Here is a 15,936-nt window from a genome sequence, read left to right on the forward strand (position 1 = left end):
CCGGGGAAGGTGCACCAGGGCTGTTGAGCGGACAGAGGCCTCACGGCATCCGGGTGGGCATCCCCTCTTCGCACGGACGGCGAACCTGTCGTCCCCCGACGACGAAGGTGCACCGCGACCGCCCGTCTAGAAGACGCCCGGCAGTACTTCCTCTCGAGCCTTCGCGTAGCTGTCTTCGTGTTCCTCCAGGTACGCCTGCCACGCTTGGGCGTCCCAGATCTCCAGCCTGGTGATCGCCCCGATCACCACGCACTCCTTGCTGAGCCCCGCGTAGCGGCGGAGCTCGGGCGCGATGGTGATGCGCCCCTGGCCGTCAGGACGTTGCTCGTCCGTGCCGGCGAACAGGTAGCGCTGGTAGGCCCGAACCGCCTCGTTCGTGAACGGGGCCTCGGCGACCTTGCGCGCCATCTGCTCGAACTCGGCGCGGGGGAAGACGAAGAGGCAGTGGTCCTGCCCCTTGGTGACCATCAGCCCACCCGCCAAGGCGTCACGGAACTTCGCGGGCAGCGCGAGCCGCCCTTTGTCGTCCAGCTTCGGGGTGTGGGTGCCGAGGAACACGGCCTCCACCTCCCTACCGCCCACGGTGGCGAACCACCCCGGACGGCCACGGGGCTTCCCTTCCGCCCCACTGGCCACCACCGTACCCCACTTTTCACCACAGTCAACGCGACAAAAGCGCAGACCACTCCGTCGAGTGTTCCGTTTGCGCAGGTCAGCAGGGTGGGGCCTGGTGGGGGGCGTGGTGGGGGACGGTGGCCAAGATCCCCCGCACCGGGGGCCGGAGCAACCTCAGCTGTTCCTGAAACGTCCGCATAACGGCCGCGAAAGAACCCACCCCACCCAGCAGACCCGCCAGTGGGCCAAGGTGGGGACCCAGGTGGGGCCCCGTGGGGGACGCGGGTGGGGCCCGGTGGGGAACCGCGCGTGACGGAACCCGGATCCGCCGTGATCCGGGCCGGAACCCACGTGATGAGACACGTGACCGGCGTGATCAGAGCCGTAACTCGCGAGTTCCGGCCCCAATTACGCGAGTTCCGGCTTCAATCACATGGGTTCCGGCTTCGATCACGCCGGTTCCGCCCCGGATCACGCTCCGAGGCTCAGTCCTCCGGGGTGAGGAGGGCGGTGACGCGGGCGGCGAGGCGGGTGCTGTCGACCGGGCTGACCGTCACCCACTCCGCCCCACCCCGGCCCGGCGTCTTCGTCGCGCAGTAGGCCCCGACGTCGGTGTCGAACCACGTCAGCCCGCCCACCCGCTCGACCCGGCCCGCTCCCGACCGGCGGCTCACGCTGAACTGCCCCGCCGCGAACACCGGCCGCGCCTGGATCGCACGGACCTCCTCCAGCTGGGCCGCCGCCGTTCCCGACGCGACCTGCGAAGACAGCGTCGACGCCGGGAGGCTGACCCCGTAACCCGGGCCGGCCGCCAGCTCCGGCAGGACGTCGACGATCGCCGAGGCGAGCTCGCCCGGGTGGATCGAATCCAGACTGATCGTCTGCTCCGGCTGGGTCGCCAGGACGCCACGGCGGCCGCGAGCCGCCGTCACCGCGCGGAACGGCTCCGCCGCCGTCATGTCGGCCAGCGCCTCGCACGCGACGAACACGTCCGCGTCCGCGAGCAGCTCCAGCCGCGCGGCCAGCGCCGGCTCCAGCCTGCCGCCGTCGTAGAGGCCCCGCGAAGCCAGGTTTTCGTAGACGGCCTTCCGCACTTCGGCCCGCTCGGCCTCGGTGACGCCGACGCTGCGCACGCTCAGCGGCTCCGGCGGCCGGTCGTGGCCGAGGTCGGTCCAGAGGATGTCGAACGCCGACGCCGAAACCCGGATCAAGCCCGCCCCAGCGCCGGCGGGGCCGGGAAGGTCTCGGCGGGCACGTGCCCGCGCAGCGCGGTGTCCCGCGTCCGGAGGACGTCGATCGCCTTCTGCCGCGCGGCCTCCGCCGCGGCCCGGCGGGCCGCCATCTCCTCCGCCAGCCCGGCCAGGACGAAGACGCTCCCGCTGGACGCGGCGTCGCGGATCATCGACGCCGGGTCGTAGGTTACCGGCGGCGGCATGTCGGCCCGGGCCCGCGCGGCCGCCTCGGCCTGCGCTCCGACCGCCTGGCCCACCGACGCCGAGACGGCGGCCGAGTGCGAAAGCCACTGCGCGGCCCGGCCCAGCGCCGCCCGCGCCGCGTCCCCGGCCTGGCCGCGCCAGTGCTCGTCCGACGAGGCGACCAGCGCGGCGACGTCGGCCGTGGACTCCTGCAGCCGTTTCGCCAGGCCGTCCCAGCGCGCGCCCGCTTCGCCCGCGGCCACCGGGTCGTTGCCGCGGGAGACCTCGGCGGCCATCGCCTCGTGGCTGTAGGCCTCGTACCGCGCGGTGGCGACGGGGGGTTCGGGCACGGCGCACCTCCTGGTCAGGGCAGCTTGGGTTCGACGAGCCCGGCCACCGTGCCCGCGCGGCGGCACGCGAGCGGGGTGTCCGAGAAGCCGGTGTTGCTGACGTCGATCTGGACGCTGGCGCCGTCGCCGACCCCGAGGAGCACCGCGCAGGTGCCGTCGGCGGCCTTCTTGTCCGCGACCTTCCAGCCCGGGTGCCTGCCGACCGTCGTCTTCGTGACGTTCTTCTTGGCGACGTCGAGATCGGCCAGCCCGTCGGTGGCGGCGAGGGTCACGGTGACACCGAAGGTGCCGGGCACGCTCCAGTCGCACGCGCGGGCGCCGGCGATGTCCTTGGGCTTGCCGAGGACGCTGATCCCGGCGGCCGACCGGTCCTGCGGGGAGAGCAGCGTGCAGGGGTCGAGCGCGGCGAGGCCGGTCCAGGCGACCGGCGGGGCCGCGGCCGAGGCGGACGCGGAAGTCACCGCGTGCCCCGCCGGCTCGGCGCTCGGCGGCCGCCCGCAGCCGGCGAGCAGGAGAAGAAGGAGGGGCGCGAGCCACCGCCGCACCCTCGGCTGCGCGCGCACCGGCTCAGCCACCACCCACGCAGTCCACGCCGCCGGCCGCCTGCTCGTCCGCGTGCTGGTACTTCGCCAGTGCCTCGCCGATCCGCTGCTTGAGCGTCTCCAGCTCCTTGCCGAACGCGGTCAGCTGCTGCACCGCCGAGCCCTGGCCGCCGATCCCGTACTCGGCCATGAACTCGCCGATCTCCCCGGCGTAACCACCACCCAGCGGCACGCTCCGGCCGAGCACCTTGGCCTCGCGGACCATTTCCCCCACGACGTCCTGCAGCCGGCCGAGCTTCGCGTACGCGTCCGTGGCCAGCTCGGGCGCGACCGCGAAACCGCGCACGTCATACGACGGCTGGGTTCGCAGCTCGCTCATAAGGGGATACGCCTCTCCGTAGCCGGGCGACCTCGAACCGCAGCATACGACAGAGCGGGGCGTCAGCGGGAGCACCCAGAATCGGGTGAATACGCACCCGTTCGGGGTATCGTCCCTGCTTGCGCAGTGTCATCATCCGCGGTGCCGGAAGTGCTCGCGGGGTTCCGCCCCCCGGTTCGCCCGGGTTTGACACACTGGGTGGAAGGCTGGTCGCTGCGCGCGGACAGCAGCGAGGGGGCCGTTCGGCCCGGCGGTGCGCACAACGCGCGCGGCCATGCGCCACCAGGAGGTCGAGTGACGTCGAGAATCCAGTCTGCCGCGCCCGGATCGGGCGAGCAGGCATCCGGGCGGCCGCCTTACCCGGCGGAGCCCTCGGGCAACGGCCGGGTCCACGGCCACCCCGGCAGAGTGCCGCTGGACGAACTGCACGACACCGCGCGCCGGATCGCCGCCAACGTCGAACGCGTGCTGGTCGGCAAGCCCGACGTCATCCGGATCGCGCTGGTCACCCTGCTCGCCGAAGGCCACCTCCTGGTCGAGGACGTGCCCGGCGTCGGCAAGACGTCGCTGGCCAAGGCCCTCGCCCGGTCGATCGACTGCACGGTCAGCCGCATCCAGTTCACCCCCGACCTGCTGCCGAGCGACGTCACCGGCGTCTCCATCTACAACCGCCAGTCCGGCGAGTTCGAGTTCCGCCCCGGCCCGGTGTTCGCGAACATCGTGGTGGGCGACGAGATCAACCGCGCCTCGCCGAAGACGCAGTCGGCGCTGCTGGAGTGCATGGAAGAGCACCAGGTCACCGTCGACACCTCGACCTACCGCCTCGACCAGCCGTTCATGGTCATCGCGACGCAGAACCCGATCGAGATGGAAGGCACCTACGCCCTCCCCGAGGCCCAGCGCGACCGGTTCACCGCGCGCGTCTCCATCGGCTACCCCGACCAGCAGGCCGAGCTGGCCATGGTCGACGAGCACGCCGGCCACAACCCGCTCGAAGACCTGCAGCCGGTGTCCGACGGCGAGACCGTGCACCGCCTGATCGAGACGGTCCGCGCGGTGCACATGGCGCCGGAGGTCCGCCGGTACGCCGTCGACGTCGTCGCGGCGACCCGGCAGGTCCCGGAGATCCGGCTCGGCGCGTCCCCGCGGGCGACCCTGCACCTGGTCCGCGCGGCGCGGGCGCAGGCGGCGCTGTCGGGCCGCGACTACGTCGTGCCGGACGACCTGCACACGGTGGCGGTCCCGGTGCTGGCGCACCGGCTGGTGCTGACCACGGAGGCCCACGCGGCCCGCCGGTCGGCGACCGACGTCGTGCGCGCGGTGCTGCACCGGGTGCCGGTGCCGCAGGGCACCCGGCCTTAGTCTCCGCCGAAGGGGAAGAGAACGGCATGCTGCGTGCCCTGTCCGGCCTGACCACCCGCGGCCGCTGCCTCCTGGCCGCGGGGATCGCCGCCGCGGTGTGCTCGTTCGTGCTCAACGAGCGCGACCTGCTGCGGGTGGCGGTGTTCGTGGTGGCGCTGCCGCTGCTGGTCGCCGCGTTCATCTCGGCGACGCGGCTGCGCATCGGCGCCACCAGAACGCTGCGCCCGCAACGGGTCGCGGTCGGCGGCAACGGCGAGGTCCAGCTGGAGCTGTGGCGCAGCGGGCGGCTGCCGGCCGGCGAGATCCTGCTCGAGGACGGCGTGCCGTACGCGCTGGGGTCGCGGCCGCGGTTCGTCGTCGAGCGGCTCCCGCACGACCGCCGCGTCGCCCTGCGCTACCCGCTCCAGCCGGTGCTGCGCGGGATCCAGCAGGTCGGCCCGCTGCGCGCGACGATCACGGACCCGTTCGGGCTGTGCGAGTTCGAGCGTGAGCTGATCGGGCATTCGCGGCTGGTCGTGGTGCCCCGGGTGGTGCCGCTGTGGGGCCTGCCGAGCGGCGCGGGCATCGGTGTCGGCGACGACGGAACGGTCCGGCTGCACGCCGGGCAGGGCGAGGCGGACGTGATCGTCCGCCAGTACCGGCAGGGCGACGACCTGCGGAAGGTGCACTGGCGCTCGACGGCCCGCCGCGACGAGATCATGGTCCGCGTCGAGGAACGCCCGTGGCGCGGCGGCACGACGGTGCTCCTGGACCACCGCGCGGCGGCCCACCACGGAAGCGGCCCGGCGGCGAGCTTGGAGTGGGCGGTGTCGTTCGCGGCATCGGCGGCCCTGCACCTGCGCCGATCGGGACACCGCGTCCGGCTGGTGAGCGAGCACGGAGTGACGCTGGCGGACACCCCGGGCGACGGCGGCGACCACTACGACCACGTGGTGTTGGACGCGCTGGCGGCCCTGCAGCCGGCGCACCAGCGCGACATCACGCTGGCCGGCGACCCGGCCGAGGGCCAGGAGCTGATCGCGGTGCTGGGCACGGTGAGCACGGAGGCGGTCCACGAGCTGACGCAGTACCGCCCGCGCGGGATCAGGAGCTTGGCGGTGTTGCTGGACACGCCGACCTGGTCGGCGGGGGTGACAGCGCCGGAGCAGAGGGCGGCGGCAACGGAGGATTCGGCGGCGCTGCTGCGCGCGGCCGGGTGGGGCGTGATCATCGCGGGGCCGGGCTCGCCGATGCCGCAGGTGTGGGCCGAGCTGTGCCGCAGCGGCGCCCGCCGCGGCACGCTGATCGGGGGTCCGCGATGAGTATCGCCGCAGCGAACACTTCGCACACCAGCCGCACCCCAACCCACCACAGCTTCCCGATCGGGGGCTCGCAATGAGCACCGCCGCCCCACCGCGGAAATCCGAGCGACCCGCGAACACGCGCCCGGCCCGCGACGAGCGCCGAGCCAAGCCCCAGCCGCCCGCCGCGCACACCAGCCGCACCCCCGCCCACCACAGCTTCCCGATCGGGGGCTCGCAATGAGCACCGCCGCCCCACCGCGGAAGTCCGAGCGGCCCGCTCCCCGGCCCGAGCGGCCGCTTTCCGCCTGGCGCAGCAGCATTCTCGCGCCCACCGCCGCCGGCGTCGCCACCCTCTGCGCCGCCACCTCCGTCACCAGCGTCGTCTCCGGGCTGGCCTGGTTCGGGTACCTGTTCGTCGCCGTCCTGCTCATCGGGGCGGCCGGGCTGGCGCTCCGCTCGCTGCAGGTGCCGACCGTGCTCGTCGGCTTCGGGCAGCTGCTCGTCCTGCTCTTCCTCATCACCGGCGCCTTCACCACGCACGGCATCCTGCAGGTCATCCCCGGCCCGGAAGCGTTTTCCGAGATCGGGACCACGCTGTCGGCCGCCGCCGAGCAGATCCGGGTCGGGTTGCCGCCGGTCGAGGGCAGCCAGCCGATCCTCTGCCTGGTCACCATCCTGATCGGCCTGGTCGCCGTCCTCGTCGACACGCTGACCGTCGCCGCCGCCGCGCCCGCCGCCACCGGGCTCGTGCTGCTCTGCGTTTACGCCGTGCCGGCCGCGCTGAGCGAAGACATGCTGCCGTGGTGGACGTTCCTGCTCGGCGGGGCGGCCTTCGCCGGCCTGCTGGCCGTCGACGGCAACCACCGGCACCAGCGCTGGCGCACCCGGGAGGCCCCCGGACGCAGCGGCAAGCCGGGCGTGCTGTCCGCGCCGGTCGCGGTCGTCTGCGCGGCGATCGTGCTCGGCCTGCTGGGCGGCGCGATCACCTGGGTCGGCACGGTCGGCCGGATGCCGTTCGGCGACGGCGGCAACGGCCCCGGCGCCGGTTCCGGCGGCTTCGGCATCCAGCCGTTCACCGAGCTGCGCGGCATGCTCGACCAGGGGTCCAACCGCGAGCTGTTCAAGGTCCGCGGCCTCGGCACCGACCGGCGGCTGCTGCGCGCGATGACGCTCGACACCTACTACCCCAACAAGGGCTGGGGCCTGCACGACGAAGGCCGTTCGCAGCAGGGTGTCCCGGTCGGGCCGCAGCTGCCACCCGCCCCGGGCGACGACGGCACCGGCACCGCCCGCCGGATCGACGTCGAGCCGACCAGCTGGCGGGACAACTGGCTGCCGGTGTACGGCGCGCCGCGGGTGATCGACGGCGCCGCCGACGGCTACCTCTACGACCAGATCAGCGGCACGGTGTTCACCACCCGCAGCGAAGCGCCACCGGCCTACACCGAATACGCGTCGCTGCGGGAACCGACGGCGGCCGAGCTGCGCGTGACACCGCGCGTGGACGACCTGCCGCCCCGCTACACCCAGATCGACCAGGTCGACGAGCGGGTCCGCACGAAGACGCAGCAGCTGATCACCGGCGCGTCCAACGACTTCGACCGCGCTTCGGCGATCTGGCGCTACTTCACGGCGCAGAACGGCTTCGTCTACGACACGAAGACAGCGCCGGCGAACGACGCCGACGCGCTCGCCGACTTCATCCTCAAGGGCAAGCGCGGCTTCTGCGAGCAGTTCGCGTCGGCGATGGCCGTGATGCTGCGGGTGGCGGGCATCCCGTCGCGGGTGGCGATCGGGTTCACGCCGGGCGTGCCGGTCAACGACTACCTGTCGATCAGCACCCAGGACGCGCACGCGTGGGTCGAGGCGTACTTCGGCGGCAAGGGCTGGGTGACGTTCGACCCGACGCCGCTGTCCGACGGCCGCGGCATCACCCCGTCGTACCTGCAGGCCGGCCCGCAGAACGGCAACCAGCCGGACGACACCCAGGTGGCGCCGAGCACGGTCCAGTCGAGCGCGGCGCCGACCGGAGCCCCCCGCGACACCGAGCCGAACGTCCCGGCCCAGACGGCCAAGGACGCTTCGGGCAGCGACGACTGGCTGTTCACCATCGCGCTGGCCCTGGCGGCCTTGGGCGCGGCGGCCCTGATCGCGGCGACGTTGCTGCGGAGGCTGCTGCCGGACAGCCGGGCCCCGGCACCGCCGCAGCCGGACCGGAGCGAAGGCGACCTGCTGGTCCGGGCCCCGGCCCCGGTGGCGGCCCCGTCCCGGCCCCGCGCGCTGCTGGGCTGGCTGCCGCTGGCGGCGGTGACGTTGTGGATCGTCGCCCTCGGCCTGCTGGCGGCGACGGTGGCGTGGTGGCTGGGGGTGCTGGTGGTGCTCCTGCTGCTGTTGGTGGCGGGTCCGGCGCTGGCCCGCGAGGTCGTCCGCCGCAGGCGCCTGCAGAAGATCGTCCAGCACCAGCCGGCCGCGGCCGACGCGGCGTGGGCGGAGCTGCGGGCGGAGTGCGCGGACCGGGGCCTGCCGATCCCGGACAGCGACACGGTCCGCGTGGCGGGCCAGAAGCTGGCGGCCAAGCACCACCTCGACGACGAAGGCCGAGCAGACCTCCGCACGGTGATCGGCGCCTTGGAGAGGTCGTGGTACGGCGGGGACGAGACGCCCCAGCCGGAGCTGCCGCCGGCTTTCGAGGGCCTGCGGCGGAGCCTCCGGCGGAACGCTCCGCTTTCGTGGAAGGGGAAGCTGTTCCCCCGATCGGTCTTCCGCAACCGCACCTGACCCCCTCGCCTCTCCTGCCCCCGTGATCAGCCAGGCATCACGCGTGATCAGCCAGGCATCACCTGTGATTGGCGGGGCATCAGCCTGATGCCCCGCCAATCACGCGTGTCGCCCCTCCAATCACGCGAGATGCCCCTTCAATCACGCGAGATGCGCCTTCAATCACGCGAGATGCGCCTTCGATCACGCGAGTTCCGGCTCTGATCACGCGAGTTCGGGGCTGATCACCCCACGGAGGGTCCGCCGAAGGCGGGCTTCAGCCCCGCCGGGCGGAGTGATCATGCGCGATCGAGAGCCACCGAGGCCGAATGAGCGCGGCGGCAGGCGCCCGTCTGCGCGGCGAGCCACGAGCGGAACCACGGGCGGGGTCGGTGGCGGGGCGAGCCGGAGGTGCGGGGCCGAGCGGTCGGGTGAGAGCGGGAGCGAGGCCGCGGGTGGGACACCTCACCCTTGTGGGGGTCACCCACCGTCACCACACCCAGCCAGACCGCCCAAACCAGGCTGAGCACACAAGAAGATCCGCGTCCCCCCAAGTGGAGGGACGCGGATCTCGTGGTCCTGCGGCGCTACTGCTCCTCGAAACGCTGGCGGAAGCGCTCCTCCATCCTCTGGGTGAAGGAACTCCGGCGTCCCGATGGCTTGCCGCCGCGTGCGCCTGGTCCACCGCCCTTGCCGTCTCCGTCGGCTCCGTGCCGAATCGATGTGACGGCCATCATGACTCCGAAGAACATCACGAGGAACCCGAGCACGCTGATCAGCGGGATGTCGGCCACCCGGAACTGCGGCACCACCACGCCCAGCACCAGCAGGGCCACGCCCACTACGAACAGGGCGATGCCCTGAATACGCCGTCGGCGAGCGGGGCGACGCAACCGGGTGCCACGCACCGTGGATGCGAACTTGGGGTCCTCGGCATAGAGCTCGCGCTCGATCTGATCGAGCAGCCGCTGCTCATGCTCGGAGAGTGGCATCTTTCCTCCTCCGGCACAGCTGTCGCGGGCGCCGGGCCGCGCAACGTCCTGGACCCAACAGCCAACCCCAGGCGGGGTGGCACTGTCCAGGATACGAGGCCCGCGCCCGCACGACTACCCGATCCCGCATCCAGAAGGGATCGAATTGGGCTAAATCCCGCCCGACGGGCGTTGCGGACGGTCACCGTTGCCGATCGTGACCATTTTGCCGCCTCACCGCCGTTGTGGGGGAACGTCACCAAGCCGTAGATCACCGTCCGTTTTCCCGGGGTCCGAGCAGTGACGCCGGCCGCACCGCGGCCGAGCCGAACTTCGAGCGGGCGACGTCGGCCGCCACCTCCGCGTCCCGCCAGCGCGGGGCCGGGGAGTCGAACACCAGCTGCTCCCCCGCCTCGCCCGTGTCCAGCCCTTCGACCCGGACGCCGATCAACCGGACGGCCCCGGTCGGCGCGTGCTCGGTGAGCAAAGCCACGGCCACCGCGTGGATCTCCCGCGCCACGTCCGTCGGTGAGACCAGCGTGCGAGCCCGGGTGATCGTCCGGAAGTCCGCGAACCGCACCTTGATCGACACCGTCCGGCCGCGCACACCCCGCTCCCGCAACGTCGCCCCGACCCGCGAAGACAACCGCAGCAGCTCCAGCCCCAACGCAGCCCGGGAATGCTGGTCGACGTCGAACGTGTGCTCCGCCCCGATCGACTTCTCCGGCGAATCGACCACCACCGACCGCTCGTCCACCCCGTGCGCCAGCCGGTACAGGTGCTCGCCGACCGCCACCCCGAGTGACTTCTTCAGCCGCTCCGGCGGGAACGCGGCGACGTCGGCGATCGTGTCCAGGCCCAGCCGCCGCAGGTGCTCCTCGGTCCGCGCGCCGACGCCCCACAGCGCCGACACCGGCAGCGGGTGCAGGAACGCCAGGGTCTCCGCCGCCGGCACCACGACCATGCCGTCCGGCTTCGCCATCCCCGAAGCCAGTTTCGCGACGAACTTGACCTTCGCCACCCCCACCGAACAGGTGATCCCGTGTTCGGCCGCGACCCGCGCGCGGATCTCCGCACCCAGCGAAGCCGGCGTGGCCCCCAGCCGCCGCAGGGCCCCGCTGACGTCCAGGAACGCCTCGTCCAGGCTCAGCGGCTCGACCAGCGGGGTCAGCTCCCGGAAGATCCCCATCACCCCGCGGGAGACCGAGCCGTACAGCCCGGACGTCGGCGGGATGTTGATCAGCTGCGGGCACAGCCGCTTCGCCGTGGAGAACGGCATGGCCGAGCGCACGCCGAACTTCCGCGCCGGGTAGTTCGCCGCGGCCACGACGGCCCGCGGCCCGCCCCCGGACACCACGACCGGCTTGTCCGCCAGCTCGGGCCGGGTCCGCAGCTCCACCGACACGAAGAACGCATCCATGTCGACGTGCAGCAGCCCGCACCCGGTGTCGTCCGGCACCGGCTCACCCGGCCGGACCCGGAACCGGCCCATCCCGCCCGGCAACTCGGCATTTCGTCCCACACCCCAGGACGCTACCGGCCACCACCGACAGTTTCGGGCAAGAAGCAGGTCAGGCTGGACGCGCCACCGCGTGCAGCCGGCCGGCGACCTCCCGCAGCGCCGGCGTCGCCGCCGCCACCCGCTCGAACTCCGCCAGCTCGTCGTCACGCACGTCGCCGGACACCAGGTCCGAGATCACCCGCTCGCCCTGCAGCAGGGTCACTTCCAGGCCGGCGGCCTCCAGGCCGGCCTGCAGGCCGGCCGCGGTGAACCGGCGCAGCACCGTGTCTCCGGGGACGACCCCGTCGGCGCTCTCGAGCAGCTGCCGCGCCTCGCCGACCCGCCCCGCCAGCGCCCGGTGGAACACCGCCGCGTGCCGGTTCGCGACCAGCACCGACACCGCGCCACCCGGCGCGACCGCCGTGGCCAGCGCCGCGAGCACCACGGCCGGGTCGTCGACGATCTCCAGCAGCCCGTGGGCCAGCACCAGGTCGGCCGAGCCGGCCTCGACGTGCCGCCCGAGCGCGTCGGAGTCGTCCGCGATCACCGTGATCAGCTCGGAGACGCCCACCTCCTCGGCCCGCCGCTGCAGCGTGGCCAGCGCGTTCGGGCTCGGCTCGACGACCGTCACCCGGCAGCCCGCCGCCGCGAACGGCACCGCCCAGCCGCCGCTGCCGCCACCCACGTCGACGACGCGCGGGTGCTCGGCGCCCCGGGCGCGTGCGGCCTCGATCTCGGCCTCGAGCACCCGGCGGACGGCACCCGAACCCCGGGCGGCCACGGTCTCCGTCTTCATGTCGCACAGGGTAGTGCCCGCCCCGGCCCGCCTCCCGGCCTCCTCCCTTCGAGTGAACGGCCCTTGCCCGGCGGCACCGGGAGCCCGCACCCGTAGGCTGGTGAACGTGCACACGGTCGCCGTACTCAGCCTCAAGGGAGGCGTCGGCAAGACGACGGTCGCTCTCGGTATCGCGTCCGCCGCCTTGCGTAGGGGCACGCGGACGCTGGTGGTCGACCTCGACCCGCAGGGCAACGCCACCACCTCGCTCGACCCGCCCTTGACCGACGCCACCCTCGCGGACGTGCTCGAGACCCCGACCCGGGAGATGCTGGAACGCGCGATCGCGCCGAGCGTCTGGAGCGAAGACGTCGACGTCCTCGTCGGCGCCGAAGAGCTGGAGCTGCTCAACGACCCGGAGGCCGACAGCGAGCGCCTGGCGAACTTCTCGCGCGCGCTGGACGAGCTGCACCGCACGCCGCTGCGGGAAACGCCGTACGAGCTGGTGATCCTCGACTGCCCGCCGTCGCTGGGCCGCCTGACGAAATCGGCGCTGGTCGCCGCGGACAGCGCGCTGATCGTCACCGAGCCGACGATGTACGCCGTGGCCGGCGCGGGCCGCGCCCTGGAGGCGATCGAGAAGATCCGCAAGGAGCTCAACCCGGACCTGCGCCCGATCGGCGTCCTGGTCAACAAGCTGCGCGTGCGCTCCTACGAACACCAGTTCCGGATCGCCGAGCTGCGCGAGAACTTCGGCTCGCTGGTGATGCCGACGGCGATCACCGACCGGCTCGCGGTGCAGCAGGCGCAGGGCGCGTGCAGCCCGATCCACGAGTGGCACTCGCCGGGCGCCCAGGAAATCGCGCTGACGTTCAACATGGTGCTGGCGAAGATCCTGCGCTCCAACCGGGCGGGCCGCCACCGCATCGCCGGCGAGGAGCCCGAAGGCCCGGACTGGCCCGAGGGCCCGGCCCCGGAGACACCCGAAGCGCCCGACACGCCGGCCGAGGTGTCGGAATCCACGGGGTGAGCCGTGCCCGAAGGTGACACCGTCTTCCTGGTCGCCCGCCGCTTCGCCAAGGCCATGGCCGGGAAGACGTTGCTGCGCGGCGAGTTCCGCGTACCCCAGCTGGCCACTGTGGACCTCGCCGGGCGCGACGTGCTCGGCGTCGGGACGGTCGGCAAGCACCTGTTCACCCGCTTCTCCGGCGACCTGACGCTGCATTCGCACCTGCTGATGGACGGGATGTGGGACGTCTACCCGGCCGGCGCGAAGTGGCGGCGGCCCGGCCACCACGCCCGCGTGATCCTCGCCGCGGCCGACACCCAGGCCATCGGCTTCCGCGTCCACGACCTGAAACTCGTGGCCACGAGCAAGGAGCACGACCTCGTCGCCCACCTCGGCCCGGACCTGCTGGATCCGAAGTGGACGGACGACCACCGGAAGCAGGCGGTCGCCAACCTCACCGCCGATCCGGCGCGGGAGCTCGGCCTCGCCCTGCTCGACCAGCGGCTGATGGCGGGGGTCGGGAACCTCTACAAGTGCGAAATCGCGTTCCTGCTCGGGGTGACGCCGTGGACGCCGGTGTCCGAAGTGGACGCCGAACGGACGGTCGCGCTGGCCCGCAGGCTGCTGCTGGCCAACGCCATCGCCGGGCGCTTCGAGCAGAGCACCACCGGCCACCTCGACCGCAACCGCAAGAACTGGGTCTACGAGCGCACCCGCCAGGGCTGCTTCCGCTGCGGCGGCAAGGTCCTGGTCCGCACGCAGGGCCACGACGTCCAGCGGCGGCCGACGTGGTTCTGCCCGAAGGACCAGACAGGCACCTACCCGCCGCAGTAGGCTGTGCGGCGTGACGACGTTCAAGCTCCCGCTCTACGGGGCCGACACCGAACGCGGCGACCTCGCTCCCTGAGCCGCGCGCGCTCCTCCGTCACCTTCGCCGAACACCCCAGGGAGCTTTGCCATGCCCGGAATCCTGACCGGGCAGGCGCTGCGCGCGTTCGCGCACGCCCTGCCCAAGGTCGAACTGCACGTCCACCTCGTCGGCTCGGCGAGCCTGCCGACCGTGCTCGCACTGGCCCGGCGCCGCCCGTCCGCCGGTGTCCCCACCGACGAGCGCGCGCTCGCCGAGTTCTTCACCTTCCGCGACTTCGCCCACTTCCTCACCGTGTACCTCGCGGTCACCTCGCTGGTGCGCGACCGCCACGACATCCACACCCTCGTCACGGGGTTGGCGGCGGATCTCGCCGCGCACAACTGCCGCTACGCCGAAGTGACCGTGACGCCGTACAACCACCTGCTCGACGGCATGTCCGGCGACGACCTGCTGACCGGCCTGGAAACCGGCCGGGCCCGCGCCGCCGAACTGGGCGTGGAACTGGCCTGGTGCTTCGACATCCCGGGCGAAAAGGGCGTCCGGGCCGGGCAGGAGACGCTGGTGTTCGCGCTCCGCGAACGCCCCGAGGGCCTGGTGTCGTTCGGGCTCGGCGGCCCCGAACTCGGCGTCGGGCGCGCGCAGTTCGAGCCGTTCTTCACCCGGGCGCGCGAAGCCGGGTTGCACAGCGTCCCGCACGCCGGGGAGACCACCGGGCCGGCCACCATCTGGTCCGCGCTGCACGACCTCGGCGCCGAGCGGATCGGTCACGGCACCAGCTGCGCGGCCGACCCGGCGCTGCTGGAACACCTTGCGGCGCACCGGATCCCGCTGGAGGTGTGCCCGACGTCGAACGTGCGCACCGGGCAGGTCCCGGACATCGCCGCGCACCCGGTGCGGCGCATGCTGGACCACGGTGTCGTGGTGACGCTCAACACCGACGACCCGCCGATGTTCGGCGCCACGCTCACCGGCGAGTACGTCGCCGTGGCCGAGGCGCTGGGGCTCACCGCGGCCGAACTGGCCCGGCTCGCGGAGAACGCCGTCGACGCGTCCTTCCTCGGTGAGCAGCGGAAAGCCGTCCTGCGGGGCGAGATCACACAAATGACGTTGCACGACACCGCGGACTTCACCTAGCGTGGCAGTACACGAGAAAGGAGGTGGTCCTAAGTTGTATTCCAACAGGACTCGTGAGGTGGCTGTCCGCTAGCGGATGGCACGTGAAGGACTTTGAGCAGCGATACAACCGAGCCACCTTCGGCTCATCGCCTGCTTCACGTGGTGCCTGATAGCGAATACCAGGCAGTCACCGTGCCCCCGGGGTTTCCGAGCACCAGTCCGGCTCGGGCTCAGACGTTTGACGGCGTCTGAGAGCCACCCCGGGGTCCCTTCATTCTGCTCATCTGTGCAGGTCATGCCACCCGGCGTGGCAGGACGACCGCCCGGCGATCAGGGTTTCGGTGTTCTGTCCCCCAGACGGCTGAAGCTCGCTAGCCTGGACGCATGCTCCGGCCCGACTACCCGATCACCACGGCTCGGCTGCTCCTGCGCCCGTTCACGCCCGGGGACCTCGACGCGCTGAACTCCTTCCAGTCCCGCGCCGACGTCGCCCGGTACCTCTACTGGGGCCCGCGCAGCCGCGCCGAGTCGGCCGCGGCGCTCGCGAAACGCGTCCACAGCTCGACGTTGACGAAGGAAGGGCAGTTCCTGGCCGTGGCGGTCGAGCTGGCCGCGACCGGACAGCTGATCGGCGACCTGAACCTCGAGTGGCTGAGCAGCGAACACCGCCAGGGCGAAATCGGGTTCGTCTTCCACCCGGACCACCACGGCAAGGGCCTGGCCGCCGAGGCGACCACCGAGCTGCTGCGGCTGGGCTTCGAAGACCTGGGGCTGCACCGCATCATCGGCCGCTGCGACGGCCGGAACACCGCGTCCGCCGCGCTGATGGAACGCCTCGGCATGCGCCGGGAGGCGCACCTCAGGGAAAACGAGATCGTCAAGGGCGAGTGGACCGACGAGCTGATCTACGCGATGCTCGAGGACGAGTGGAAGGACCGCGATTAGTGTCGGCCTTCACTCCGGCGTGACGCTCGGGTCGCGGCTCCCGGC

The 15,936-nt window shown here is 72.6% G+C and carries 15 protein-coding genes; 7 read left to right on the plus strand and 8 right to left on the minus strand.

Features of this window, described 5'->3' with window-relative positions:
• Window positions 1-126: 126 nt before the first annotated feature.
• The 5 genes from mraZ to HUT10_RS13570 form a co-directional block, all read right to left on the minus strand.
• A complete protein-coding gene (mraZ, locus tag HUT10_RS13550; RefSeq protein ID WP_004561064.1) occupies window positions 127-558 on the minus strand; it encodes a division/cell wall cluster transcriptional repressor MraZ in 432 nt (143 codons plus the stop codon).
• A 542-nt stretch (window positions 559-1,100) separates the two neighbouring features.
• Window positions 1,101-1,826 (minus strand): ESX secretion-associated protein EspG, encoded by a 726-nt coding sequence (locus HUT10_RS13555; RefSeq protein ID WP_176171534.1) that lies wholly within the window; start codon window positions 1,824-1,826, stop codon window positions 1,101-1,103.
• A complete protein-coding gene (locus HUT10_RS13560) occupies window positions 1,823-2,380 on the minus strand; it encodes a PPE domain-containing protein (RefSeq protein WP_176171535.1) in 558 nt (185 codons plus the stop codon). Before HUT10_RS13560 ends, HUT10_RS13555 begins: the two co-directional genes overlap by 4 nt.
• 14 nt (window positions 2,381-2,394) lie before the next feature.
• The gene (locus HUT10_RS13565; RefSeq protein WP_254897459.1) at window positions 2,395-2,955 is read right to left on the minus strand and encodes a DUF3558 domain-containing protein; all 561 of its coding nucleotides are present in this window, start codon (window positions 2,953-2,955) and stop codon (window positions 2,395-2,397) included.
• On the minus strand, window positions 2,948-3,301 hold the full coding sequence (locus HUT10_RS13570) for a hypothetical protein (protein ID WP_176171536.1): 354 nt from the start codon (window positions 3,299-3,301) through the stop codon (window positions 2,948-2,950). The genes HUT10_RS13565 and HUT10_RS13570 overlap by 8 nt, the downstream gene beginning before the upstream one ends.
• 294 nt (window positions 3,302-3,595) lie before the next feature.
• On the opposite strand from HUT10_RS13570, the gene HUT10_RS13575 reads away from it, so the two are divergent.
• From HUT10_RS13575 to HUT10_RS13585, 3 genes are all read left to right on the plus strand, one after another.
• Entirely contained in the window at window positions 3,596-4,663 is a 1,068-nt protein-coding gene (locus HUT10_RS13575; protein WP_176171537.1) for a MoxR family ATPase, read from the plus strand.
• A 26-nt stretch (window positions 4,664-4,689) separates the two neighbouring features.
• Complete coding sequence (locus HUT10_RS13580) at window positions 4,690-5,964, plus strand: DUF58 domain-containing protein (RefSeq protein ID WP_176171538.1); 1,275 nt, start codon at window positions 4,690-4,692, stop codon at window positions 5,962-5,964.
• Between the two features lie 219 nt (window positions 5,965-6,183).
• Window positions 6,184-8,724, plus strand: coding sequence for a DUF3488 and transglutaminase-like domain-containing protein (locus HUT10_RS13585; protein WP_176171539.1), 2,541 nt, complete (start codon window positions 6,184-6,186; stop codon window positions 8,722-8,724).
• Window positions 8,725-9,290: 566 nt separating this feature from the next.
• On the opposite strand, the gene HUT10_RS13590 is transcribed toward HUT10_RS13585, so the two are convergent.
• The 3 genes from HUT10_RS13590 to HUT10_RS13600 all read right to left on the minus strand — a co-directional run bounded on the left by HUT10_RS13590 (window position 9,291) and on the right by HUT10_RS13600 (window position 11,971).
• Window positions 9,291-9,695, minus strand: a complete 405-nt coding sequence (locus tag HUT10_RS13590; RefSeq protein ID WP_043785186.1) for a DUF3040 domain-containing protein — start codon at window positions 9,693-9,695, stop codon at window positions 9,291-9,293.
• A 250-nt stretch (window positions 9,696-9,945) separates the two neighbouring features.
• Window positions 9,946-11,166, minus strand: a complete 1,221-nt coding sequence (dinB, locus tag HUT10_RS13595; RefSeq protein WP_176177810.1) for a DNA polymerase IV — start codon at window positions 11,164-11,166, stop codon at window positions 9,946-9,948.
• 79 nt (window positions 11,167-11,245) lie between these two features.
• Window positions 11,246-11,971, minus strand: a complete 726-nt coding sequence (locus tag HUT10_RS13600; protein WP_176171540.1) for a methyltransferase domain-containing protein — start codon at window positions 11,969-11,971, stop codon at window positions 11,246-11,248.
• Between the two features lie 106 nt (window positions 11,972-12,077).
• Between HUT10_RS13600 and HUT10_RS13605 the strand changes: the two genes are divergently transcribed.
• The 4 genes from HUT10_RS13605 to HUT10_RS13620 all read left to right on the plus strand — a co-directional run bounded on the left by HUT10_RS13605 (window position 12,078) and on the right by HUT10_RS13620 (window position 15,891).
• Window positions 12,078-12,980 carry a ParA family protein gene (locus HUT10_RS13605; protein WP_176171541.1) on the plus strand — a complete coding sequence of 301 codons (903 nt, stop codon included), beginning with the start codon at window positions 12,078-12,080 and terminating at the stop codon, window positions 12,978-12,980.
• A 3-nt stretch (window positions 12,981-12,983) separates the two neighbouring features.
• Window positions 12,984-13,793: an Fpg/Nei family DNA glycosylase gene (locus HUT10_RS13610; RefSeq protein WP_176171542.1), complete on the plus strand. Its 810-nt coding sequence runs from the start codon at window positions 12,984-12,986 to the stop codon at window positions 13,791-13,793.
• Window positions 13,794-13,917: 124 nt separating this feature from the next.
• Window positions 13,918-14,964 (plus strand): adenosine deaminase, encoded by a 1,047-nt coding sequence (add, locus tag HUT10_RS13615; RefSeq protein ID WP_176171543.1) that lies wholly within the window; start codon window positions 13,918-13,920, stop codon window positions 14,962-14,964.
• 366 nt (window positions 14,965-15,330) lie between these two features.
• On the plus strand, window positions 15,331-15,891 hold the full coding sequence (locus HUT10_RS13620; RefSeq protein WP_176171544.1) for a GNAT family N-acetyltransferase: 561 nt from the start codon (window positions 15,331-15,333) through the stop codon (window positions 15,889-15,891).
• The last annotated feature ends 45 nt before the right edge of the window (window positions 15,892-15,936 follow it).

It is taken from the genome of Amycolatopsis sp. Hca4 (assembly GCF_013364075.1).
Classification (GTDB): Bacteria; Actinomycetota; Actinomycetes; order Mycobacteriales; family Pseudonocardiaceae; genus Amycolatopsis.